Source organism: Actinomadura sp. WMMA1423 (assembly GCF_006547145.1).
Taxonomy (GTDB): domain Bacteria; phylum Actinomycetota; class Actinomycetes; order Streptosporangiales; family Streptosporangiaceae; genus Spirillospora.
On record NZ_CP041244.1, the window covers coordinates 8,879,786 to 8,903,728 of the forward strand.

General features: G+C 70.1%; 19 protein-coding genes. 11 read left to right on the forward strand and 8 right to left on the reverse strand.

The annotated features are described in order from the left end of the window. The first annotated feature begins 102 nt into the window (after positions 1 to 102). The 9 genes from FKD65_RS40965 (at position 103) to FKD65_RS41005 (ending at position 8,547) form a co-directional block, all read left to right on the forward strand. Entirely contained in the window at positions 103 to 1,464 is a 1,362-nt protein-coding gene (locus FKD65_RS40965) for an alpha-L-fucosidase (RefSeq protein ID WP_141585102.1), read from the forward strand. Beyond that, entirely contained in the window at positions 1,461 to 2,207 is a 747-nt protein-coding gene (locus FKD65_RS40970) for an SDR family oxidoreductase (protein WP_141585104.1), read from the forward strand. Before FKD65_RS40965 ends, FKD65_RS40970 begins: the two co-directional genes overlap by 4 nt. Positions 2,208 to 2,257: 50 nt before the next feature. Further along, positions 2,258 to 3,406, forward strand: coding sequence for an SDR family oxidoreductase (locus FKD65_RS40975; protein ID WP_168221352.1), 1,149 nt, complete (start codon positions 2,258 to 2,260; stop codon positions 3,404 to 3,406). Positions 3,407 to 3,409: 3 nt separating this feature from the next. Next, entirely contained in the window at positions 3,410 to 4,339 is a 930-nt protein-coding gene (locus tag FKD65_RS40980; protein WP_141585109.1) for an amidohydrolase, read from the forward strand. Continuing rightward, positions 4,336 to 5,103, forward strand: a complete 768-nt coding sequence (locus FKD65_RS40985; RefSeq protein ID WP_168221353.1) for an SDR family NAD(P)-dependent oxidoreductase — start codon at positions 4,336 to 4,338, stop codon at positions 5,101 to 5,103. The genes FKD65_RS40980 and FKD65_RS40985 overlap by 4 nt, the downstream gene beginning before the upstream one ends. Position 5,104: 1 nt before the next feature. Beyond that, on the forward strand, positions 5,105 to 5,719 hold the full coding sequence (locus FKD65_RS40990; protein ID WP_141585113.1) for an SDR family oxidoreductase: 615 nt from the start codon (positions 5,105 to 5,107) through the stop codon (positions 5,717 to 5,719). 73 nt (positions 5,720 to 5,792) lie between these two features. Continuing rightward, positions 5,793 to 6,536 carry an SDR family NAD(P)-dependent oxidoreductase gene (locus FKD65_RS40995; protein ID WP_168221354.1) on the forward strand — a complete coding sequence of 248 codons (744 nt, stop codon included), beginning with the start codon at positions 5,793 to 5,795 and terminating at the stop codon, positions 6,534 to 6,536. Next, positions 6,536 to 7,420, forward strand: coding sequence for an SMP-30/gluconolactonase/LRE family protein (locus tag FKD65_RS41000; RefSeq protein WP_141585117.1), 885 nt, complete (start codon positions 6,536 to 6,538; stop codon positions 7,418 to 7,420). The genes FKD65_RS40995 and FKD65_RS41000 overlap by 1 nt, the downstream gene beginning before the upstream one ends. Further along, positions 7,417 to 8,547 (forward strand): mandelate racemase/muconate lactonizing enzyme family protein, encoded by a 1,131-nt coding sequence (locus tag FKD65_RS41005; protein ID WP_141585119.1) that lies wholly within the window; start codon positions 7,417 to 7,419, stop codon positions 8,545 to 8,547. The genes FKD65_RS41000 and FKD65_RS41005 overlap by 4 nt, the downstream gene beginning before the upstream one ends. A gap of 22 nt (positions 8,548 to 8,569) precedes the next feature. Here FKD65_RS41005 and FKD65_RS41010 read toward each other — a convergent pair whose 3' ends face one another. Continuing rightward, complete coding sequence (locus FKD65_RS41010; RefSeq protein ID WP_141585121.1) at positions 8,570 to 9,358, reverse strand: IclR family transcriptional regulator; 789 nt, start codon at positions 9,356 to 9,358, stop codon at positions 8,570 to 8,572. A 107-nt stretch (positions 9,359 to 9,465) separates the two neighbouring features. Here FKD65_RS41010 and FKD65_RS41015 point away from each other — a divergent pair, with 107 nt between their 5' ends. Further along, positions 9,466 to 10,641 carry a hypothetical protein gene (locus tag FKD65_RS41015; RefSeq protein ID WP_205718452.1) on the forward strand — a complete coding sequence of 392 codons (1,176 nt, stop codon included), beginning with the start codon at positions 9,466 to 9,468 and terminating at the stop codon, positions 10,639 to 10,641. A 756-nt stretch (positions 10,642 to 11,397) separates the two neighbouring features. Here the strand turns inward: FKD65_RS41015 and FKD65_RS41020 are convergent. From FKD65_RS41020 to FKD65_RS41030, 3 genes are all read right to left on the reverse strand, one after another. Then, positions 11,398 to 14,085, reverse strand: coding sequence for a nucleoside hydrolase-like domain-containing protein (locus tag FKD65_RS41020; protein WP_205718453.1), 2,688 nt, complete (start codon positions 14,083 to 14,085; stop codon positions 11,398 to 11,400). A gap of 223 nt (positions 14,086 to 14,308) precedes the next feature. After that, a complete protein-coding gene (locus FKD65_RS46445) occupies positions 14,309 to 16,399 on the reverse strand; it encodes a nucleoside hydrolase-like domain-containing protein (RefSeq protein ID WP_168221356.1) in 2,091 nt (696 codons plus the stop codon). Positions 16,400 to 16,832: 433 nt separating this feature from the next. After that, positions 16,833 to 18,248, reverse strand: coding sequence for a cellulose binding domain-containing protein (locus FKD65_RS41030; RefSeq protein ID WP_141585129.1), 1,416 nt, complete (start codon positions 18,246 to 18,248; stop codon positions 16,833 to 16,835). Between the two features lie 326 nt (positions 18,249 to 18,574). Here FKD65_RS41030 and FKD65_RS41035 point away from each other — a divergent pair, with 326 nt between their 5' ends. Further along, on the forward strand, positions 18,575 to 19,543 hold the full coding sequence (locus FKD65_RS41035; RefSeq protein WP_141585131.1) for a sugar-binding transcriptional regulator: 969 nt from the start codon (positions 18,575 to 18,577) through the stop codon (positions 19,541 to 19,543). Here the strand turns inward: FKD65_RS41035 and FKD65_RS41040 are convergent. Genes FKD65_RS41040 through FKD65_RS41055 form a run of 4 tightly spaced genes read right to left on the reverse strand, consistent with a single transcriptional unit; the run spans position 19,537 to position 23,897 of the window. Next, positions 19,537 to 20,556, reverse strand: coding sequence for a sugar phosphate isomerase/epimerase (locus FKD65_RS41040; RefSeq protein ID WP_141585134.1), 1,020 nt, complete (start codon positions 20,554 to 20,556; stop codon positions 19,537 to 19,539). The genes FKD65_RS41035 and FKD65_RS41040 overlap by 7 nt on opposite strands. Beyond that, the gene (locus tag FKD65_RS41045; RefSeq protein ID WP_141585136.1) at positions 20,553 to 22,070 is read right to left on the reverse strand and encodes an FGGY family carbohydrate kinase; all 1,518 of its coding nucleotides are present in this window, start codon (positions 22,068 to 22,070) and stop codon (positions 20,553 to 20,555) included. The genes FKD65_RS41040 and FKD65_RS41045 overlap by 4 nt, the downstream gene beginning before the upstream one ends. After that, positions 22,057 to 23,019: a transketolase family protein gene (locus tag FKD65_RS41050; RefSeq protein ID WP_141585138.1), complete on the reverse strand. Its 963-nt coding sequence runs from the start codon at positions 23,017 to 23,019 to the stop codon at positions 22,057 to 22,059. Before FKD65_RS41050 ends, FKD65_RS41045 begins: the two co-directional genes overlap by 14 nt. Next, positions 23,016 to 23,897 (reverse strand): transketolase, encoded by an 882-nt coding sequence (locus FKD65_RS41055; protein WP_141585140.1) that lies wholly within the window; start codon positions 23,895 to 23,897, stop codon positions 23,016 to 23,018. The genes FKD65_RS41050 and FKD65_RS41055 overlap by 4 nt, the downstream gene beginning before the upstream one ends. Between the last annotated feature and the right edge of the window lie 46 nt (positions 23,898 to 23,943).

A 23,943-nucleotide genomic window follows, 5' to 3' on the forward strand; every position in this document is an offset into this window, starting at 1 on the left:
TGACGATTCCTACTTTCATAACCTTTAAGTCTGTACCTGAATATGAAAGGAAGCTACGGTGCTGTCGAACGCCGGTCAAGGATTCGTCGCTAGGAGCCGTGCATGTCGGTCGTGAACGTCCCTCGGGCCACGCCCGGGGACTCCACCTGGTTCAGGGAGGCGCGCTTCGGCATGTTCATCCACTGGGGCCTGTACTCCATGGCGGCGCGCGACTTCGACCACCAGCAGCGGATGGCGGAGTCCACCGAGAGCTACGCCGAGCGTTACTTCGGCCGTTTCGATCCCGACCTCTACGACCCCGAAGCCTGGGCCGACGCCGCGGTCCGTGCCGGCATGAAGTACATGGTGGTGGTCGCCAAACACCACGAGGGCTTCTGCCTCTGGGACTCGGCGCTCACCGACTTCACCGCGGTGAACACCCCCGCGGGCCGTGACCTGCTCCGGCCCCTGCTCGACGCGTTCCGGGACCGCGGCCTGCGGGTCGGCCTGTACTACTCGCTGCTGGACTGGCACCACCCGCACTACATCGTCGACAGGTCACACCCGCTCGCCGCGCATGACCGGGCCGCCCTCAACCGCGGACGGGACATGGAGCAGTACCGGGCGTTCGTGAAGGGACAGATCGAGGAGCTGCTCACCCAGTACGGGCCGGTCGACATCATCTGGCCGGACTACAGCTTCGACGGCGAGGCCATCATCCGGATGGCCACCAGCGAGAGCTTCCGAGCCTCCTACAGGGCAGGCCTCGACAAGGACGCCGACCCTGGCAAGGGCGCCGCCGACTGGGACGCCGCCGGCCTGCTCGCGATGGTCCGCCGGCTCGCCCCCGGCATCCTGGTCAACGACCGGCTCGGCCTGGACGACGGCTGGGACGTCACCACCCCGGAGTCGACGGTGCCGGAGCGCTGGCCGATGGTCGGGGAGGAGTTCGCGCTCTGGGAGACCTGCCAGACCCTTACCGGCAGCTGGAGCCACAACCGGGACGGCGCCCGCTGGAAGTCGGTCGAGCAGGCGATCCACATGCTCGTCGACGTGGTCGGCAAGGGCGGCAACCTGCTGCTCAACGTCGGGCCCGACGGGCGTGGCGAGTTCGGCCCGCAGGCCCTCGCCGTCCTCGACGGAGTGGGTGCGTGGATGCGTTTGCACTCGCGCTCGATCCACGGGTGCACCCGGCCGCCCGACGACCTCATCGCCGCGCTCCCGGACACGACCCGGGCCACCTACAACCCCGAGACCCGGCGTCTCTACGTGCATCTGCTGCGCTGGCCGTCGCAACCGCTGGTGCTGCCCGGACTGCGGGACAGGGTCGCGTACGCGCAGCTGCTGCACGACGGCTCCGAGCTCTCCCGGCCGACGGACCCGCTGGCGCAGCTGCACGCGCCCGATCCCGAGGCCCTCTGGCTCGACCTCCCGATCGCCAAACCCGAGGTGGAGATCCCGGTCGTGGAGCTGTTCCTCCGATGACCGGGCACGCAGTGCAGCAGAGCCTGTCGGGGAAGGTCGCCCTCGTCACCGGCGCCGGCCGCGGGATCGGAGCGGCGACGGCCCGGGCCCTCGCCGCCCGCGGGGCCGGCCTGGTGCTCACCTCGCGCACCGCCGCGGAGCTGGAGCCCCTCGCCGCGGAGATCCGCGCCGCCGGGGGCGCGGCCGAGACGGTCGCCGGCGACCTGGTCGAGCCCGGTTTCGTCGAGCGGCTGTTCGCCGAGACCGAGCGCCGGCTCGGACGGCTCGACATCCTGGTCAACAATGCCGGCACCGTCGGCTTCGGGCCCATCGAGGACGTCCCCGCCGACGCGCTCCGCGCGATGCTGGAGCTGAACACGATCGCGCCGTACGCGTGCATGCGGGCCGCCGTCGCGCTGATGCGGCGCACCTCGACGGACGGCGTCGTGGTGAACATCGGCTCGACCGAGGCGCACTGGACCGCGCAGGGAGAGTCGGGGTTGTACCCGGCCACGAAGTTCGCGCTCCGGGCGCTCACCCTGGCGGTGGCCAAGCAGATGAAGGCCGACGGCACCGGGATCCGGATATGCCAGGTCGACCCCGGCGGCGTGGACACCACCATCCAGCAGCTCCCTCCCGAGGCGAAGCCCTACCTGCTCGCCCCCGAGGCGGTGGCCCGGTCGGTGGTGCACGCCGCCACTGCTCCGCCCGGCGTCCACGTCCTCGACACCGTGGTGGTGGCGCAGCCGTTCGCCCCCTGGTGAACCGGCGGCCGCGCCGTCGCCACCGGAACGAATCCCGACCAGGAGAACCAATGACCAGCATCGAAGAGATCGCCCGCGCCTACTGGCGCGCCGAGGAGTCTCGGGACGTCGGCCGGATCCTCACGTACTTCACCGACGACGCGGACTGGTCGGCGCCCGGGCTCAGCGCCCGCGGGCCGGCCGAGATCGGCGCCTTCTACGCCGCCAGTGCCGAGGCCTTCCCGGGCCTGGTGGTGACCGTGGGCCGGGTGCTCGGCGGCGACGACGAGGCGGCGATCGAGTGGAGCGCGGTGTTCACCGACCCGGCGGGGACCGAGGTGAACGCCTCCGGGACCAACATCATGCGGCGCCGGGGCGACCGGATCGCCTCCCTCACCGTCTACATGGACCCGCAGCCGATACAGCCTCCCGCCGGCCGCTTCGCCGGCCTGCACGTGCTGGTCACCGGCGCCGGCAGCGGCATCGGGGCCGCGACCGCGCGGCGCTTCGTCGAGGAGGGCGCCACCGTCACCGGAGCCGACGTCAACGCCGCCGGCCTGGCCGCCACCCGGGAGCGGCTCGGCGCCGGCGCCGCCCGGTTCCGTCCGGTCGAGGCCGACATCACCGATCCGGAGGCGCAGCGCGCCCTCGTGTCGAGCGCGCTCGGGCCGGACGGCGGCCTCGACGTGCTGGTGAACAACGCCGCCGTCTTCCTTCTCGCCGGCACCGACGCGACGCCCGAGCAGTGGTCGCGCACGCTGGAGGTGAACGTGCTCGCCCCGGCGCAGCTGACCGCGGTCGCGGCGGATGCGCTGGCCGCGTCCGGGCACGGCGCGGTCGTGAACGTGGCCAGCATCTCCGGGCACGTGGGCCAGCGCGACCGGCAGACCTACAACACCGCCAAGGGGGCGGTGCTCGCGCTGACCCGCTGCCAGGCGCTCGACCTCGCCGACCGGGGCATCCGGGTGAACAGCGTCAGCCCGGGCTACATCTGGACCGAGGTCCTCGACCGGGGCGCCGGAGGCGACCGGGCAGCCTGGGAGCCGGTCTGGGGCGCCTTCTGCATGCAGCGGCGCTGCGGCGAGCCGGGCGAGGTCGCCGCCGCGATCGCCTACCTCGCCTCGGACGACGCATCGTTCGTCACCGGCAACGACCTCCTGGTGGACGGCGGGCTCGCCTCGATGAGCCCCGACGGCCAGGCGACCTACGAGTTCGGCTGACCGATGGACATCGTCGACACGCACCTGCACCTGTGGGACATCGGGCGGTTCCGCTATCCGTGGCTGGACGACCCCGGGGCCGAGGGGCTGCGCTGGAACTACCTCGTCGAGGACTGGGCCCGGGACGCCGCCGGCGCCGGTGTCAGTACGACCGTCCACGTGCAGGCCGAACTCGACCACGCGCTCGACCCCGTGCTCGAGACCGCCTGGCTCGCAGAACTGGCGGCGGCCGGCCGGCCTTCCACGCCGACCGTCTGCGTCGGCTACGCCGATCTGCGAGCGCCCGATCTCGGTGACGTGCTGGACCGCCACTGCGAGTTCTCGCTGTTCCGGGGGATCCGCCAGGAGGCCTGGTTCGATCCCGCCTCCCGACGGGCCGACGTGCCCCGGTTCAATCTGCTCGACGATCCGGCCTGGATCGGCGGGCTCGACGAGCTGGCCCGCCGGGGACTGACCTTCGACCTGCTGGTGTGGAGCACCCAGCTCGAGCAGGCGGCCGGGATCTTCGCCCGGAAGCCGGGCCTCCAGGTCGTCCTGGAGCACGCAGGCGTTCCGGTCGACCGCTCGGCGCCGGGACTGGAGGTCTGGCGGCGGGGCCTGCGCGCGTTCGCCGCGGCGGTCCCGGCGTCGGTGCTGAAGATCTCCGCGCTCAGCTTCGTCTCGCCGTCCTGGTCGCTCGCGGAGGTCGGCCCGATCGTCCGCGAGGCGTTGGAGATCTTCGGGCCGGAGCGCTGCGTGCTGGGCAGCAACTTTCCGGTCGACCGGCCCGCGATCGGCTACCGGGAACTGTGGGCCGCCTACGCCGAGTTCACCGCCGATCTCACCGACACCGAGCGGACCGCGCTCTTCGCCGGGACCGCGCGCCGGATCTACCGCATCGAACCCGCCACGGCGGGACTCACCGTCGAGAAGGGCAGGGAGGGGAGAACGTGAGGCTGGAAGGCAAGGTGGCCCTGGTCACCGGCGCCGCGCGGCGCCGGGGGATCGGGCGCGGCATCGCCGAGGCGCTGGCCGCCGAAGGGGCCGCGGTCGCCGTGAACGACGTCGCCGCCGAGGACGAGGCGGCCGAACTCGTCGCCGGACTCCAGGCGGCCGGAGTGAACGCGCGGTTCTACCGGGCGGACGTCACCGACCGGGGCGCGGTCGAGGGGATGCTCACCGCGATCGAGGGCGACCTCGGCCCTGTCCAGCTGGTCTGCTCGAACGCCGGCATCGCTCGCTTCGCGCCGTTCGCTGAGATCCCGGAGAGCGACTTCGACGCGGTGGTCGGGGTCAATCTGACCGGATCGTTCCATGTCGCGCAGGCGGCGGCCCGGCGCATGGTCGCCCGCGGCCAGGGCGGCCGGATCGTGTTCACCTCCTCGGTCCACGCCCAGATGCCGTTTCCGCTGATGGCGGTCTACGGCGCGACCAAGCAGGCGATCCGGGCACTCACCGAGACCCTCGCCCTCGAACTGGCGCCGGCCGGGATCACCGTCAACCATCTCGGCCCGGGCTGGGTCAACAGCGACCTCAACAACGCGGTTCTCGAGGACGAGGACGCCGTCCGCGAGGTGATCGGGTCCATTCCGGCCGGCCGGGCGGCCGAGCCGATCGAGATGGGGAGAGCGGTGGCCTATCTGTGCTCCGAGGACGGCGCCTACGTGACCGGCGCCTTCCTGCGCGTCGACGGCGGCCTGGTCGTGGGGAAGTACTGAGATGCGATACCACCTCCAGTTCCTCGACGACGCGCTCACCTCGGCCCTGGACCGGCGCCTCGCCGAAGCCGGGCACGCGCCCGCGGCCGAACCGGCGGAGGCCGAGCTGCTCGCGATCGGCCTGGGCCTTCCACTCGACGGCACCCCCGTCCTCCGGCTCGGCCCGGAGAGCTGGGACGCGATGATCACCCGCGTGCGGGCGGTGTCCCTCGCCCTCCGCGACCACGGCGCCCGGCTTCTCGCACGGGATGCCCGCGGCCGGGCCGTCGTCCTGGTCGACCCGCCGGTGCTGAGGGCGATGGAGAACGCCGGCCTGGTCGCGGTCGGCGGCGCCTTCCTCAGCACCCTGGTCCAGGTCGCCGCGGCGGAACTCGGCCAGTCCGGGGTCGCGGTGAACACCGTGGTCGCCGGCTGGCGGGCTCCCGCGGACGACGGGTTCGCGGTCGGCACCCCCATGGGCAGGCTGGCCGAACCGGACGAGGTCGCGCGAGCGTGCGCGTTCCTGCTCGACGGGGAGCAGGCTTCCTTCGTCACCGGCGCCACGCTCGCCGTCGACGGGGGCTGGCAGATCACCAGAACGGCCGGCGCCCATCCGCTGCTGGGAGCCGGGAGATGAGCGGGACCACGGGCGGCGAACAGCGGCGGACGAGCCGTCGCGACCGCATGAACAGGATGGGGAGGCTCGCACAGTGAAGACCGGACTCGAGAACAAGGTGGTGCTGATCACCGGGGGCGCCAGCGGCATCGGCCTCGCCTCCGCCCGGGCCCTCCTCGAAGAGGGCTGCCGGATCGTCCTCGCGGACCTGCGTCCGGACGCAGCGCTCGCGGAACTGGGCGCGCTGCGGTCGCAGGACGTGCACGCCGTGACCGGGGACATCTCGGTGCCCGATGAGGCTCGCAGGGCGGTGCGGGAGACGGTCGAGCGCTTCGGGTCCCTCGACGTCCTGGTCACCAGCGCGGGCGTCTACGAGACGACCGGCGTCGAGATGAGCGACGAGGAGTGGGAGCGCACCCTCGCGATCAACGTCTCCGGCACCTTCATGTGCGCCCGGGCGGCGATCGCGGAGATGGCCCGGCACGGCTGGGGCCGGGTGATCACCCTTTCGTCGATGGCGGCGCACACCGGTGGCGGCGCCGCCGGTCCGGCCTACGTGACCTCCAAGTCCGCGATCCTCGGTCTGACCAAGTCGCTGGCGAAGCACGCCGGGCCGCACGGCGTCACCGTCAACGCGATCCTGCCCGGGTTCATCGAGACCCCGATGACCGACAAGATCGCCGCAGGGGACCAGGAAGCGATCCGGGCGATGACGCCGCTGCGGCGCAACGGCACCGCCGAGGACATCGCCGCGGTGGTGGTCATGCTCGCGTCGGAGGGCGCCAGGTTCATCACCGGCGCGCAGATCAACGTCAACGGCGGGCTGGTGATGGACTGATGCCGGAACCGCAGGTGATCGCCGAAGGGCTGGCATTTCCGGAGGGACCGCGCTGGCACGACGGCAGGCTCTACTTCGTGGACCACCTGGACGGGCACGTGAACGTCGTCGAGCCGGACGGAGCCGTGCGCTTGCTGGCGACCCTGCCCGAAGGCGCCTCGGGCATGGGCTGGCGTCCGGACGGTACGCACCTGGTCGTCTCGATGCACGACCGGCGGCTGGTCGCGCTCGGCGAGCAGGTGACGGAGGTGTCCGCGCTCGGCGGCCTGGTCGGCGGCCCCCTCAACGAGATGGTGGTCGGCGGCTCAGGCCGCGCCTACGTGGGGAACTTCGGCTCCGACCTGACCGGCGGCGAGCCACTGACGCCGACCGTTCTGGTCCGGGTCGACCCGGACGGGTCCGCGGTGGTCGCGGCCGAGGATCTGGTCTTCCCCAACGGGGTGGTCCTGACCCCGGACGAGCGCACCCTCATCGTCGCCGAGTCGTTCGCGCTGCGCCTGACCGTCTTCGACGTCGACGAGAACGGCGCCCTGTCCAACCGCCGGGTCTGGGCGAGCTTCGGCGAGGCGCCCAGCCTGGATTTCGCCGAGATCGTCGCCCAGGGGACGACGATCCCGGACGGTATCGCGCTGGACGCCGAGGGGGCGGTCTGGGTCTCCGACCCGGTCGGCCACGAGGTGATACGGGTCGCCGAAGGCGGCCGGGTCCTCGACCGGATCCCGACCGGCGAGCTCGGCTCGTACGCGGTCGCACTGGGCGGTCCCGAGGGCCGTACCCTCTATATCTGCGCCAACGCCCGTCTCGGCCGGATCGAGCCGGGCGTCGACCGGTGCGGGCGGGTGCTCGCCGTCGAGGTCGCCGTCCCCGGAGCGGGCTGGCCGTGATCGACAAGGGCGGTCTGCCCGAGGTGCGGGTGACCGGGATCGACGCGGCGTTGTGCAGCTTCCCGCTTCGGCATCCGATCCGATTCGGCAGAGCCGCCTACCACCGCCGCGACTACGTGCTGGTCCGGGTCCGGACCGACGGGGCCACCGGTTACGGCGCGGCGCTGACCAGGGACACGCCGCTGCTGGAGTCGCTGCTGCCGGTGGCGCAGCGCCTGGTCGGCTCGGGTGCGGCTGCCGGGCTGGACACCGTCCGCGGGCTGCGGCACGAGAACGTGCCGGCGCAGGCGGCGTCGGTCCGCGCCCGATCTCTGGCCGACCTGGCGCTGTGGGACGTCCTCTCCCGGAGCGCGGGGCGGCCGCTGGCCGCGTTGCTCGGCTGCGAACCGTCCCGGACGTCGGTCGAGCTGGTCGCGATCGCCGGCTATCTGATCGACGTCCGGGGCGAGGACGCGGTCGTCGAGGAGCTCACCGGCCTGGTCGAGCGCGGCTTCCGCCAGGTGAAGCTGATGCTCGGCGCCCGGGAGCCGGCCTGGATGCACGCCTTCCTCGCCCGGTGCCGGCAGGCGGCCGGCGACGACGTCGCGCTCTCCCTGGATCTGCACTACTCGGTCGTCGGCCTCGAGGAGGCGGTGGCCCTCTGCGCGCCGCTCGAGGAGTTCGGCCTGGCGTTCATCGAGGACGTCTTCGGGCCGCACCGGTGGCGGGATCTGCGCGCGTTGGCCGCTCGGATCGCCACGCCGCTCGCCGCCGGCGAGGACGTGGTCGACCCGGTGGCGTACGCCGACCTGCTGGAATCGGTACGGCTGCTCCGGGTCGACGCCTCGACCTGCGGAGGCGTGGAGGACGCGCTCGACGGGATCGCGGCGGCCGGGCGGGCGGGGACGCCGGTACTGCCGCATGGCTCGCCGTGGATCGGAGCCCAGCTCGCGGCGGTGTCGCCGGTCGTCGCAGCGGTCGAGGTGGCGGCCCCGGTCGACACCGGCGACCGCTTCGCCGAGCTCTGCCCGGAGGCGCGGCTGCTGATCGAGGACGGTCGGCTGACAATGGGAGCCGACCCGGGAGTGGACGTCCCGCTTGACTGGGAGCGGGTGGAGGCGCTTTCCGTCCGATCCTGGTCCCTTTGATCGGCCGCTCGCTTCGGCGTGGCTACTGGGCCAGCGTCAGCGGGGCCGGATCGAAGCCGTCCACCACCCGGCGGAGCTCGGCGGCGAACAGGTCGACGTCCGCACGGAACCGCGCCGTGGGGGCGACCACGCAGAGCGCGAGCTTCCCGCGGACGGTGTGGAGCGCACCGGCCAAGCAGGAGATCCCGGGCAGGAACTCCTCGTCGTCGACGGCGTACCCGCGCTCCCGGATCTTGTCGAGTTCCCGTACGAGGCGGCGGCGGTCGTCGATGGTGTTCGCGGTACGCGCCTCCAGCCGGTGGGTGGCCAGGAAGCGCTCGCGGTCCCGCTCGGAACCGAGGGCCAGCAGCAGCTTGCCGGAGGCCCGGGCGTGCCCCCAGCGGGCGAAGCCGGGGCTCAGCTCCCGGGCGATCACCGGGGTGCCGGTCCGCCCGACGACGGTGATCCCCGGCTGGCCCCAGGCCGCGACCACGACGGTCTGGCCGGTGGCCCGCTCCAGTGCCTGGACGCTCGCGGTCACCTGATCGCGGTGCGGCCGGTGCCGGCCGGTGCCGGCGGCGAAGACCCCCGCCCGCGGCCCCATCAGGTAGCGGCTGCCATCGCGGCTGAGCACGTCGGTCTGGGTGAGCGTGTACAGCAGGTGGTACGTGGCCGAACGGTTGACGCCGGTGAGGGCGCTGATCTGCTTCGCGCTCAGCCCCCGTTCGCTGCGTGCCACCAGGTCGACCATCTGGACCGCCCGGGCCACCGACTGAACCCGCGGACGGACCCCGGCGGCGCCGTCGTCCGTGTGCTCTCGCATCGCTGTCATCTGCGTTCACCAACCGTGCGGGCCGACCTCTTGACGGGTCGGCCGGGCCTCGCTACTTTCTCACAGTATCAAACTGATTATCAAGATATGAAAGTAGTGTGAACTCCATGACCGAGCCTCGCACGCAGCGGATCGGCCGCCGGGCGGTCCTCGCCGGCGCCCTGGCCTCCTCGAGCGCCCTGGCCTTCACCGGGATCGGCGCGAACCCGGCCACCGCGGATCCCGGGCGGCCCGCCGGTCTGCGCGGCCGCGGCGTGCACTACGACACCGGGTTCTTCCAGGCCGGCCTCGAGCCCAGCACGCACGAACCCTTCGACCCGAAACTGGTCGAGCGCGAGATGCGGGTGATCCGTCAGGACCTGCACTGCAACGCGGTCCGCCTCTTCGGCAGCGACCGGCACCGGCTGGACGTCGCCGCCGCCCTCGCCGCCCGAGCCGGCCTCGAGGTCTGGTACTCCCCGTTCACCAACGACCTCGACCAGGACGAGATGCTGGACTTCCTCACCGAGGCGGCCAAGACCTGCGAGCGGTTGCGCAACCGCGGGCATCGGGTCGTCCTCACCACGGGTGCGGAGATCGCTTTCACGATGAAGGGCTTCATTCCGGGCGACACCTTCCTGGAGCGGGTCGCGTTCCTGACCTCCGGCGACCCGCGCCGCGGCCAGGTCTTCGCGCAGCTGCCCGGCAAGATCAACGCGTTCCTGGCCCGGGCGGTCGCGGCCGTCCGCGCGCACTTCCACGGCCCGGTCGGCTACGCCTCGCTCCCGTTCGAAGGCGTCGACTGGACGCCGTTCGACTACGCGGGCTTCGACTACTACCCGAACATGGTGGACGGGGAGTTCCCGGCGAACACCCGGCAGCAGGTGCTCGACCTGGCCGAGCACGGCAAGCCGGTCGTCATCACCGAGTTCGGCTGCACCTCCTATGACGGCGCCTCGGCCAACGCGGGCACCGGTACGGACGCCATCGAGTGGGACCCGGTCACCAACATCGGCGTCCGGCTGAACGGCGACTACGTCCGCGATGAGCAGGAGCAGGCCGACTACCTGATGGAACTGCTGGACATCTTCGACGAGACCGGCGTGGTGGACAGCGCGTTCATCTGCACCTTCGTCTCACGCAACGCGCCGCACCGCCCCGACCCGCGGCTGGACGTCGACATGGCCTCGTTCGGCCTGGTCAGCCCTCTCGAGAGCGGGCGCGGGTACCGAAATCTGCCATGGCGGCCGAAGGCCGCCTACCGCGCCGTCTCCCGCTACTACGCCTGGTGCGGGCGGCGCTGACCGAAGACCTCCGACACGCGGCGAGCTCGCCGCCCCAATGGCACGCGCCTTGTGTGGCGAGCGGACCTACCGACAGAGGTGGTGTGCAGGTTGCCATCCACACCTGCACAACCGAGTCGTCGCGATCGCCCACGTTTTGCCAGGTCAGAGGCTTGCTCGTATGAAGAGCAGGCCTCTTTGGCGTTGTCGCAGCCCCGAAGAGGTCACGGGTTCGAACCGGCGGCGCGCGACCTCGCTCCCGCAGGGCGGCCTGTTGGCATCCGGGGGCGGCCACCGGCGGCTCGGCGGGAGGAATTCGCATCGGGCGCCCGGCGAAAGGCTCGGCGGCATGCCCGCGGCTGCCGTCTCCACCTGCGTGGGCGGGCAGGCGCACACTGGACCTGCGCCTCTCCCCGGCTGACCGGCACCGAGCTCGTCGCCTTCATGGATCCCGCCGAGCGGTTGCTGCACACCACCCACTTTGCGTTCACCGAATCACCGTAGGCCGACACCGCGCTCGCGCTACTCGCGGACGCGCCCACGCTGACCAGCCTCGCCCTGGCCGCCAGAGGTGCGGCGGCGCTTGCCGCGCGCCTTCGTATGCAGTCCCCGATCCGTCCGTAAGCCGATACGCGGGTCAGTGGGGACTTCTGAGGGTTCGGCATGAGGACGGCGCGGCCACCGCGGATCGGAGGTTCCTGGAGATCCACGTGATCACAGCGGTGGCCGCCCGCCGTCAGGGCTCGCCGGGGGCCTGTCCCCGGCGATGACGAAGTGCTACGAGGTCGGTTCGAAGACTATTCGGCGGTAGTCGCTGAGGTTGTGCTCGCCGTTGTCCTTCACCTCCAGGATCACGTGGAAGGTCTTTCCTGCGGAATCGGATGGCACGTTGATCGTGGCGGTGCTTGAAGAGCTGTTGGAGATGTTGACCGTACCGGGGTAGGTGCCGGCATCGGACTGGACCCACCAGCTGTAGGTGAGGTTGTTCCCGTCCGGGTCGGTCGTCTTGGAAGCGTCCAGCGTGACCGCGGTGCCCTGGCGTGGAGTCTTCTTCAGGACGCTGACGCCGTCGTCGCCGTCGAGGACGATGACGGGGTTCCGGTTGCCGGAGCCGGATTGCGCCCAGTCCATCCGCGCCGCGAAGTTGTTGTAGGAGGCCGAGTAGAAGCGGTTGTTGTACGTCCCGCAGGTACTGGCATCCGTCCACACGTTGTTCGAGTCTCCCTTGTATGTTCCGCCCCAGCTGGCCTGGTTGGGATGGTCCGGGTCGTTGAGGCCGGTGGGCGTGACGTAGAGGAAGGACGGAGTGTCGCCCTCTACGCCGTACACGTACTTGGGATATTGCCTGCCGAGGTTTCCGTGGCCCTGGATATCGGTCGCGTACTGACTCCAGTTCGCCTTTCCGGTTCCGTTCTGGAACTTCCAGGCGCACTCGTCCCAGATGAAGAGGAGGTTGCCTCCCGAGACGCTGCGCATCCACTGGTGCGAGCTGTAGCTGAGCGGCTGGGAGGAGTCCCTGTCCTGGTCGGTGATGGTGTACACGCGGAGCTTGCGGAGGAACGCGTCCAACTGCGCCTGCGTCCGGTCCTGCTTCACGCGCCAGATGGACTGGGCGACCGTGTTCCCGCCGCCCCAGACGGTGACGTAGAGCGGACGGGCGTCGTTCTCGTCCGCCAGCTTGATGATGTCGTTGCTGCCGGGGGAGTCGTTGGAGGCTCCCAGGAACTGGACACCCCGATTCCGGCTCCCGGTCATGACCCGGCTCCTCAGGTACTGGGCGCTCGGCCAGTACCCGATCTCCTGCCTGCTCTCATCGGCTGCGAAGCCCACCTGGTTCGAGCGCTTCATCAGGTTGGGCAGGTCCTTCTCGTACGCGTTGATCGTGTCGTTGATGATGCTGATGAAGCCGCTCTTGGTGGGGTCGTTGAGGGTGTCGATGCTCCAGCCGGTCGTCAGGACGATGCTCTCGATCTCGTACATGTCCGCATGGGCGAGGAGCCGCGTCAGCGACTCGTGGTCATCCGGCTCCCAGGTGGAGATGTCCGTCAGCACGACCACGCGCGGCTTGAGGGACGTCGCCTTGCTGACGGAGATCGTCTTCTTGGCGGAGCCGGTGTGGCCGTCGTTGTCGGTGACGGTGACCGTGATGGTGTAGTCGCCTTCGCTTGCGTACTTGTGGGTGGCGGTCGCGGTGTTCGCGGTGGTGCCGTCTCCGAAGTCGATCTTGTAGGCGGTGATGTTGCCGTTGGGGTCGAAGGAGCCGGAGGCGTCGACGGTGACGTTCTCGCCGGGCTTGGGCCGCTCGGGGGAGACGGTGAAGGCGGAAACAGGGTCGCCGGAGTAGACCCTGACCGTCTGGCTCTGGCTTCCGCTCTTGCCGTCGTCGTCGGTGACGGTCAGTGTGACCTTGTAGTCGCCGGCGGCGGTGTAGGCGTGGGTGGCCTTCTGCCCGGTGCCGGTGGTGCCGTCTCCGAAGTTCCAGGCGTAGGCCGCGATGGTCCCGTCAGAGTCGGTGGAGGTCGAGCCGTCGAAGGTGACGGTCTGGTGCGGGACGGGCTTGGCGGGGGTGTAGGTGAAGGCTGCCGCCGGCCCGGCGAGGGACACCTTGATGGCGTTGACTTTGGCGTTCTCGACGTTGGAGATGAACTTGAGGTCGAGTGCTCCGTCGGTGACGGTGACCGAAGTTTGAGTCATGTACGCGGTGTTCGCGCCTGCTTTGGCGTAGATGTCGAGGTCGGTGATGCGTTCGGTGCCCTCCATTTGGACGTCGAAGCTGCGTTTTCCTGCTTGTGTGTGGTAGGTCTCGGCGAAGTAGAGGGTGACCAGGTATGCGGCGTTGGGGACCGTGGCCTTGTAGCTGAAGTTTCCGTATCTTTCGGTTTGGTAGAGGGGGTCGTCGGTGGTTCCGGCGATGGGGTTGGTGGAGGTGTAGGTGGTGCCTCCGGTGAAGCCGGTGTCGGCGGCGAATTTGGTGCCGTCGGTGGCGGTGTAGGCGTTGCCGCCGGCGTTGACGGCGAAGGCGGTGCCGTCGTTTGGCGGGGGTGTGGAGGTTCCGGAGAAGGTGAGCCAGTCGAGGTTGAGGTTGCCGTTGACGAAGACGAGTTTGACGTCCTGGACGCCGTTTTGGGCGGGCAGGGGGAGGGACTTGGTCTGGTAGGTGTCCCAGCCTCCGGTGCCGCTGATGGTGAGGGTGGCGGTGTTGGTCCCACCGATCCAGACCTGGACCTTGGAGTCGCCGCCGCCGTTGGCGGCGTTGAGTTGGATGGTGTCGGTGCCGGTGTGCAGGTCCACGCCGTTGTACTGGACCCAGGCGTTGGCTGAGACGTAGCACAGCACGCCGTTGCAGGTCTGCAGCGAGCCACCCGAACCGGTGTAGCTCTCCGCCTCGATCCTCGACCAACCATCTATGGTGGCCGCGGCCGAGGCCCGCGGAACGGAACTGACGCATTGCAGCAGTAGGAGCATCGCTGTGACGGCTGCCGTGCACAGGACCATGAACGGCCTATGCCTCGTTGACAACATTAGAACCCTTTCCTATTTGAGGATGAGAAACTTGAATCCGCTCTAGTAGCGGAGCCGACCTGCCGATATGGCCGCCTCCCGTCATGGGAAGGGCCTGAAGGCGTCGCCTTTCAACGCCTTCAGGCCCCCGGATCTGGCGGAACTGCGTCCTTGCGTCAGCCGGCGCTCATGGGAGGTTCCAGTCCGCGCGTTCGGCGAAGGACGTCTGGAAGTCGGCGCGCCACCTGGAGATGGTTCCTCCGCCGGGCCCGTCGACCCAGTGATTGGTCGACCCGTCGCGCCTGTACTGGCCGCCCCAGCTGGGCTGCGTGGGATCCTCGGGGTTGTTGATCCCGCGGTTCGCGCTGAGCAGGTGCAGGAACGACGGCGAATCGCCCTCCTGGACCCCTGTGATGCAGCAACCCCTCGGCGGATACACGGCCCCGAGAGGCCCGTGGTTGTTGCGGATGTTCGCGTCGAGCCACGCCAGGTTGCACAGCGAGGTGTCGCCGCTGTTGCAGAACATCCCGCCATAGGTGGTGTTCGAGTGGATGATGAACAGGTTCGGGAAGTTCTGCTTCATCCAGTCGATCGTGTCGTCCTGGTGCGCGATGGCGAAGATGCGCATCTTGCTGAGGAAGCGGTCCAGTTCGGCCTGGCTGCGCGTGTTCTGCACCTTCCAGATCGCCTGGGCCACCTGGCTGTTGTCGCCCCAGATCGAGAACCACACCGGCCGGGAATCGGCCTTGTCGACGATGCTGATGACCGCGTCGGAAGCGTCGCTGTCCTTGCCGGCCCCGATGTTGTTGCCGGTCGATCCGCCCCATGTGCCGTTGCGGCCCTGGTGGACGATCGAACGCAGGTAGTCGGGGCTGGGGTAGCCGGGGTCATGCTTCTTGAGGTTCTGGTACACCAGGGCGTACTTGTCGATCGCGGCCAGCATGTTCTGCTTGTTGGCGACGTTGCGCGAGGTGGCGGCCGTGGCCAGCATTCCCTCGATGTCGAACTCGTTGCTGTACATCAGGAAGCGGACCATCGACTGGACGTCGTCCGGGTCGCTGTTCGCTCCGTCCAGCGTCGGGAAGTCCGACGAGACGACGATCCGGTACTTCTGCTTCTGGGATACAGAGATCGTCTTCTTGGCGGAGGCGGTGCGGCCGTCGTTGTCGGTGACGGTGACGGTGATGGTGTAGTCGCCTTCGCCGGTGTACTTGTGGGTGGCGGTCGCGGTGTTCGCGGTGGTGCCGTCTCCGAAGTCGATCTTGTAGGCGGTGATGGTGCCGTTGGGGTCGAAGGAGCCGGAGGCGTCGACGGTGACGTTCTCGCCGGGCTTGGGCCGCTCGGGGGAGACGGTGAAGGCGGCGACGGGGTCCTCGGCGGGTCCGGCCGTGGTCACCTTGATGGCGTTGACTTTGGCGTTCTCGATGTTGGAGATGAACTTGAGGTCGAGTGCTCCGTCGGTGACGGTGACGGGGGTTTGGGTGGTGTAGGCGGTGTTGGCGCCTGCTTTGGCGTAGATGTCGAGGTCGGTGATGCGTTCGGTGCCCTCCATTTGGACGTCGAAGCTGCGTTTTCCTGCTTGTGTGTGGTAGGTCTCGGCGAAGTAGAGGGTGACCAGGTATGCGGCGTTGGGGACGGTGGCCTTGTAGCTGAAGTTTCCGTATCTTTCGGTTTGGTAGAGGGGGTCGTCGGTGGTTCCGGCGATGGGGTTGGTGGAGGTGTAGGTGGTGCCTCCGGTGAAGCCGGTGTCGGCGGCGAATTTGGTGCCGTCGGTGGCGGTGTAGGCGTTGCCGCCGGCGTTGACGGCGAAGGCGGTGCCGTCGTTTGGCGGGGGTGTGGAGGTTCCGGAGAAGGTGAGCCAGTCGAGGTTGAGGTTGCCGTTGACGAAGACGAGTTTGACGTCCTGGACGCCGTTTTGGGCGGGCAGGGGGAGGGACTTGGTCTGGTAGGTGTCCCAGCCTCCGGTGCCGCTGATGGTGAGGGTGGCGGTGTTGGTCCCACCGATCCAGACCTGGACTTTGCTGTCGCCGCCGCCGTTGGCGGCGTTGAGTTGGATGGTGTCGGTGCCGGTGTGCAGGTCCACGCCGTTGTACTGGACCCAGGCGTTGGCTGAGACGTAGCACAGCACGCCGTTGCAGGTCTGCAGCGAGCCACCCGAACCGGTGTAGCTCTCCGCCTCGATCCTCGACCAACCGTCCCTGGACGCCGCCGCCTCCACGGATCCGATGCCTTGCAGCAACAGCAGCATCACCGTGGCGACGGCCGTGCACAGGACCACGAACGGCCTATGTCTCCTGGGCAACATTCATCCCTTTCTGTGCAGACCAGACGACATGCGCGACGCGACTCAGGCAAGGAACGTCATCTCGCACATCATCCGATTGTTGATGGCGGACACTTCCGAACTGGCTTCTTGGTGATTTTCCGATCGACGGTGCGCGGGCATGCCGACTACCGGCGGTTCTCGTCGTGTGACGCTTGTTGCTCCGCGGATTTGGGGACTCGCGCCATCGAACTCCCGGCGAGTGGACTGCCTTCGATTCCTTGGATTGCCCGTGATGATTACACAGGGGACCGACATCGACAAGGCGTTATTCAGGCTTGAATAGAAATTCAAAGCGCCGTTTCACGGCGTTCGGGCTCCACCATTGATTCCAGGGATACGCGCTGGACCGGCGGAGTGCCGGAGGGGCCGGGAGTCCGAACGGGTATCACCGCGGTCCGGCGCAGCGGCCGACGATGCCGGGGACGTCGGCCGCGCTGTCCGGCCTGTAGCCGTACGGAGGGCTGGTGAACGGGGTGACGCCGCCTCCGGTGCCGCCGGCTCCGCTGTCGCGCTTGCCGCTGGTGTCGTCGTAGGCGTTGCCGCGGGCCGTGATGTACGACGGGCGGTCGTACATGAACTGGTGGGGGTTGTGCGTGCCCTTGAAGTAGTTGTTCTCGATCAGGACCGAAGCGAGCGCGCCCACGCCGACGGCGTACGTGTTGCCGGTGGCCGTGTAGTAGTTGTTGTAGACGTGCCCCTTGCCGAAGAGCATCCGCGGCATCCGCTGGTCGACCAGGTCGGCGAACCAGTTGTGGTGGAAGGTCGCGTTCTCCTTGCCCGCGTCCGTTGCATCGTGGTCGGCGCCGGCACTGATCAGGCTGGCGAAGCGGTGCGAGTTGTCGCGGTCGGTGTACCAGAACTTCACCCAGGACACCGTGAGGAAGTCCGAGCCCTTGGTGAGGTCCAAGAGGCCGTCGCCCGCGTCCTGGACGTTCAGATGGTCGAACCAGAGGTGGTCCGAGCCGCGCGCCGCGAGGGTGTCGGCCGGGTAGCGGCCGTACCCGGCGCCGCGGATGTTCAGGTTGCGGACGATGATGTTGCCGTTGCCGGACTCGATGTTGAGCCCGCCCTGGATGGTGGCGTTCTTGTCGGCCCCGACCAGTGTCTTGTTGCTCGCGATGTTCACGGCGCTGGTGCCGGTGTTGATCGTTCCGGAGATCCGGAGAACGCGTGCCGTGGAGTCGCCCGCGTACTTCTGCAGGTCCCCCAGCGTTGTGATGGTCTGCGGGGTCGCGTTGCCGCCGCCGGTCGTCGTGTTGCGGCCGGCTCCCGCGACGGCAGCCCAGCCGAAGAGGGCTGTGTCGCAGGTATCTGAGCCCGGGGGCGGGGTGTCGGTCGGCGTGGGAGTGGGGGAGCCGGGGCCGGTGGATCCGTTGCAGGCAGCGCCGTTGAGGGTGAAGGACGCGGGCTCGGGGTTCGGGCCGGACGAGAGGCCGTTGAAGCCGATCTCGACGGAGCCGCCGGAGGCGATCGCGGCGTTCCAGTCCATGCTCCTGGCGGTGACGTTCCGGCCGCTCTGGCTCCAGCCGGCCGACCAGCCGTTGCTCACCTTCTGGCCGGAATCGGGGAACGTGAAGCCCAGCGTCCATCCGTTGATCGCGTCACCGAGGTTCTTGACGCTGACGCCGGCGGTGAAGCCGCCGTCCCAGTCGCTGGTGGTGTAGGTCACCGCGCAGCCGGCGGCCGCCTGCGCGTGGATCGCGGACACCCCGGTGACGAGGCCGCCTGCGATCAGCGGTACTGCGGCGAGGGCGACGCGGCGCTGCCGGGAGCGAGCGGCTCCGGGCCGGACGAGTCTCATGAGACCTGCTCCTTCCCGCCACGGCCGTGGGGTGGCTCGTGACCTGCCTGGCCGCCTCGGAGGAGGCGCTCAGTGCCTGGCCCCGGGAGGGGGCCGCCGAGATCGTCCCTCCGGGAGACACCTGCCGCAATGGCCTCTTTCATAATGTTTCACATATGAATATTCATTCAAGCCATCTGGGCGCGGGACACCGTTCGTCACGCCCACTCAGGCGTGAATGGACATTCAGCTAGCATGAGATCGCGGGTGTTGTCCGGCGCCCCGCCCCCGGTCCGCAGAGGAGTCTCGTGCCCAGCGATCGCAGGCGAGAGCCAGCCATCGGCGGTGTGGCGACCACGCAGCTACGACTGCTGACCAAGGTCGCCCGCATGTACCACGAACACGGCATGCGGCAGCCCCGGATAGCCGAGCAGCTGCACATCTCCCAGCCCCGCGTCTCGCGGCTGCTGAAGCAGGCCGCGGAGCTGGGCATCGTCCGCACCACGGTGGTGACCCCGGCCGGCGTGCACGCCGAGCTGGAGGAGCAGATCGAGCAGCGCTTCGGCCTGCGCGACGTGGTCGTGGCCGACCCGGGTCAGTCCTCGCCCAGCGAACGCTCCACGCTGCAGGCCATCGGCGCCGCCGCCGCCGTCTACCTGGAGACGACGCTGACCGGCGGCGACCGCATCGGCATCTCGTCGTGGAGCTCGACGCTGCTGGCCACCGTCGACGCCATGCACCCCCGGCCGACCCCTGTCGCCGAGCAGGTGGTCCAGGTCATCGGGGGAGTCGGCAACAGCACCTCGCAGGTCTACGCCACCCGGCTCGCCGACCGGCTGGCCATCCTCACCGGGGCCGAGGCGGTCTTCCTGCCGGCCCCCGGCCTGGCCTCCTCACTGGAGGCCCGCGACGTGCTGATGGCCGATCCGCACATCAGCGAGGTCCTCGCCACCTACGGCGGCCTGACGACGCTGCTCGCCGGCGTGGGCAGCCTCGAACCCTCGCCGCTCCTGGTGGAGAGCGGGAACGCCATCGCCGACGCCGAGCAGGACGCGCTGCGCGAGCTCGGCGCGGTCGGCGACATCTGCCTGCGCTTCTTCGACGAGGAGGGCGAGGTCGTCAAGTCCGAGCTGGACGAGCGGGTCCTGGGCATCGACGCCGCCACGCTGCGCTCGATCCCGCGCGTGGTCGCGATCGCCGGCGGCGCCCGCAAGTACACGGCGATCCGCGCCGCGCTGCGCGGCGGCTGGGTGGACGTCCTGGTGACCGACCTGGACGTCGCGCGACGGCTCGCCCAGGAGCCCGTCGGTCAGTAGCCGCGCTCCACCTCCTCGGTCTGGGCGCTCAGGAGCGCGCGCTTGGCGATCCGCTGGGCGGCGAGGGCGTCCTGCCGGGCCTGGGCTTCGGCGAGGGCCTCGGTGTCGAGGACCTGCAAGGCGCGCCAGATCGTGCGCATCATCTCGATGCCCGCGCGGGCGGCCTCCACGGCGTTCTCCCGGAACGGGAACTGGTCGAGCTGCCAGACGCCCTGCCAGTCGGCCTGGGTGAGGGCGTGGAAGAACTCGAGGGTCTCGACGAGGTGGACGGAGCCGACGACCATGTCGTCGTCCCAGCCGCGGAAGTTGTCGTTGACGTCGATGGCGTAGAGCCTGTCCCGCGCCATGATCATCTGGGCGGCCTCGGCGGGCGACTCCAGCCCGTAGAGCGAGTGCCCGAAGTCCAGCAGGATCCCGACGTTGGGCACGTCCATCTCCTCGATCGCCAGCAGTGTCCGGGCGGCGGAGGAGAAGGTCATGCGGTTGCGCGGTTCTCGGGGCTTGTACTCGATCGCGAAGCGCAGGTCGGGGTGGCGCTGGGCGAGCTCGCGGACCGCGTCGATCGACATGGCCCACAGTGCCTTGTAGTCGGCCTGGAAGGGGTAGTCCCAGCCGTCCTGGCCCGGCCAGAGCTTCACGTAGTCGCCGCCGAGCCGGCGGGTGAGGTCGGCCGCGTCGCTGACCAGTTCGATGGCCTGGCGGCGGATCTCCGGGTCGGGGTTGGTGAAGCCGCCCCGGCAGAACGTCCGCGTGTAGATCTCGGGGGTCAGGGCGATGGCGCGCAGGTTGTCGGCCTTGAGCGCGTCCTCGACGGCGGCGATGTCCAGCTCGGCGGGGTTGAACGGGTAGTTGATGTCGACGACCGAGAGGCCGCCGACGTCCCCCGCCCGGTCGATGGCCTCCAAGGTGGAGACGGGCGGCCCGTACCCGTCGGTGGCGTAGCGGTCGCGGAACTGCCCGAAGTGCCAGAGGCCGGCGCCGTAGAGGGGTTCGGACTTCGGCTGGTTCGTCATTGAATGCCTCCTGGGGGTGGGACGTCGGCGTCCGCCGACGGGGCGGTGGCTCGTGCGCGGGACACCGCCTGGTGCCATGCGGAGCGCATGCGCCGGCGTTCGTCGGCGCCGGTTCGCGGGGAGAAGACGCGGGCGGGTCGGTCGAGATCCTCCAGCCGACCTTCGGTCCACAGGCCGCAGGCGAGACCGGCCATGTGCGCCGCCCCGATCGGCGACAGGTCGCTGACCAGGGACTGATGGACCTGCCGCCCGCTGATGTCGGCCTGGATCTGCATGAGGGACGGATTGGCGGCGGCGCCGCCGTCGGCCAGGAGGGTCTCGTGCGGGCCGGCCGCGGCGACGACGTCCTCGACCTGGAACGCGATCGACTCCAGCGCGGCGCGGGCGAGCTGGGGGAGCCCGGTGGCCAGCGTCATGCCGACCAGCGCGGCCTGGGCGGTGGAGTCCCACCAGGGGGCGGCCAGGCCGCCGAACGCGGGCACGAGATGCACGCCGTCGCTGCTCGCCCCGTCGGCGAGGCCGGCGAGTTCCGCGGGCGTGCGGCCGACGGTGTCGGCGAGCCATCGCAGCGTGGCCCCGGTGGAGAGGATGTTGCCCTCCACCGCGTGCGCGATGGTGCCCTCGCCGGGACCGGAGCCGGTGCCGGTGGACCAGGCGATGGTGAGGCACAGCCCGGTGCCGACGGCGGTGGTGCCGGAGCGCAGCGCCATCACCGACGAGCCGGTGCCGTAGGTCGCCTTGACCCGGCCGGGCTGCCAGCCGGCGTGGGCGAACAGGGCGGCGTGGGAGTCGCCGAGGACGGCGGCCACCGGGACGCCGTCCGGCAGGGGCGGCAGGCCGCGGACGGAGGGGAACGGTCCGGTGGACGCGACGACGCGGGGCAGCACCTCCGGCGGGATGCCGAAGAGCTCCAGCAGCCGCTGGTCCCACCGGCCGGTGCGGACATCGAGCAGCTGTGTGCGCGCCGCGTTGCCGATCTCGATGACGTGCTCGCCGCCGAACCGGCTCAGCAGCCAGGAGTCGATGGTGCCGAGGCACAGGTCGCCGCGCAGGGAGCGGCTCCGGTCGGGGTCGGCGTGGTCGAGCAGCCAGGCGCCCTTGGTCGCGGAGAACATCGGGTCCAAGGGCAGCCCGGTGACCTCCCAGACCTTCTCCCCGTATCCGGCGGCCAGCAGGTCCGTGCAGCGCGCCGCGGTGCGCCGGTCCTGCCAGCCGAGGACGGGGGTGACCGGGTCGCCGGTGTGCCGGTCCCACAGCAGCATCGACTCGCGCTGGTTGCTGATGCCGACCGCGGTGACGCGGGCGGGGTCGTACCCGTCAAGGCAGCGGCGGGTCGCGGTCCGCACGCTGGTCCAGATCTCGTCCGGAGACTGCTCGACCCAGCCGGGACGGGGATGGCTCCGGCCCAGCGGATGGGACGCGCGGGCCAGCACGCGGCCATGCCGGTCGACCAGGAGCGCTTTGGTGGAGCTCGTCCCCTGGTCGAGGGCGAGGATCACCTCATCGCCGCTCATCGCCGGCCAGCTGCCGGGCCGCGGCGGCGATCCCGTCCGCGGTGAGGCCGAAGTGGGTCAGCAGGAACTCGGTGCTCCCGGTCGGCGCGAAGGTGCGCGGGACGCCGAGGATCTTCATCGGCGTGGGCCGCCGCTGGCTGAGCAGGCCGGACACCGCGGCGCCCAGTCCGCCGGTCACGGTGGCCTCCTCGACCGTGATGACCCCGCGGGTCTCCGCGGCGGCGCGCAGCACCGCCGCCTCGTCGAGCGGTTCGATCGAGGCCATGTTGATCACGCGCACCGCGATCCCCTCCTCCCGCAGCCGCGCCGCCGCATCGAGCGCCCGCGACACCATCGTCCCCACGGCGATCACTGTCAGATCGTCGCCGTCGGCGAGCTGCCGCGACAAGCCCGGTGAGAAGCTGATGGTGTCCGGGTGCACGGCGGGGACGGCGAACCGGCCGATCCGCAGGAAGCTGGGGCCCTCGTGGGCGGCCGCCCAGCGCAGCGCGGCGCGGGTCTCGGCGGGGTCGGCCGGGACGATCACGGGCAGGTCGGCGACCGCCCGGATCCATGACAGGTCCTCGATGGAGTGATGGGTGGGGCCCAGTTCCCCGTACGCCATCCCGGGGCTCTGCCCGCACAGCACGACCCGGGCCCGGCTGTAGGCGATGTCGGCCTTGATCTGCTCCAGTGCGCGGCCGGTCAGGAACGGCGCGGCCGCGCTGACGAAGGGCAGCATGCCGCCGTTGGCGAGGCCGGCGGCGACGCCGACGAGGTCCTGCTCGGCGATGCCGACGTTGACCAGCCGGTCGGGGAACTCCTCGCGGAACCGCACGAGGTTGCTGGAGCCGACCGAGTCGTTGCAGACCACGACGACGCGCTCGTCGGCCGCGGCCAGTTCGGCGAGCTCCTCGGCGAAGGCCTTCCTGCAGTCGAACAGCGGCGCCGCGGCGACGGTGTCGGTCATCGCGCGAGCTCCTCGAACGCCGAGGCGGCCTGCTCCGCCGAGGGGACCTTGTGATGCCATTCGACGCGGTCTTCCATGAACGACACGCCTTTGCCTTTCGTGGTGTGGGCGATGACGCAGACGGGCCGGTCGCCCGCGGGCTCGGTGAAGGCGGCCAGCAGGCGGCCGTGGTCGTGTCCGTCGCATTCGCGGACGTCCCAGCCGAAGCTGCGCCACTTGTCGGCCAGCGGTTCGAGTTGCTTGGTCTCCTCGGTGCGGGCGCCCTGCTGCAGCCTGTTGCGGTCCACGACGGCGGTGAGGGCCGACAGCCCGTGGTGGCCGGCGGTCATCGCCGCCTCCCAGTTGCTGCCCTCCTGGAGCTCCCCGTCGCCCAGGACCACGAACGTCCGGCTCCGGGAACCGCGAAGCCTGTGAGCCAGAGCCACGCCGACCGCGACCGGGAAGCCGTGGCCGAGGGGACCCGTGTTGGTCTCCACGCCCGGGACCTTGGTGCGGTTGGGGTGGCCGTTGAGCGGCGACAGCGGTCCGGCGAAGGTCTCCAGGGCCGACCGGGGGAAGAACCCGAACTGGGCCAGAACCGCGTAGAGCGCTCCGGCGGTGTGCCCTTTGCTGAGGATGAGCCGGTCCCGGTCGGGGTCGAGCGGAGCGCGCGGATCGACCGACAGCACGGCCCCGTAGAGCGTGACCAGGATGTCGATGACCGAGAAGTCGCTGCCGATGTGGCCGAGCCCTGCCTGGCGGATCATGGCGAGGTCGGTCCGGCGGACCTCGCGGGCGATATCGGCGAGCGCCTCCGCCGCGTCGGCCGCGCTGCCTTCGGCGAGCCTGCGCCGCAGCCGCAGATAGTGGTCGGCTTGGGCGTCGTCGGTGGTCAGCATGTGGTCCCTTTCCCACCCGTTCAGGTACCGCGCCGGAGGGAGCCCC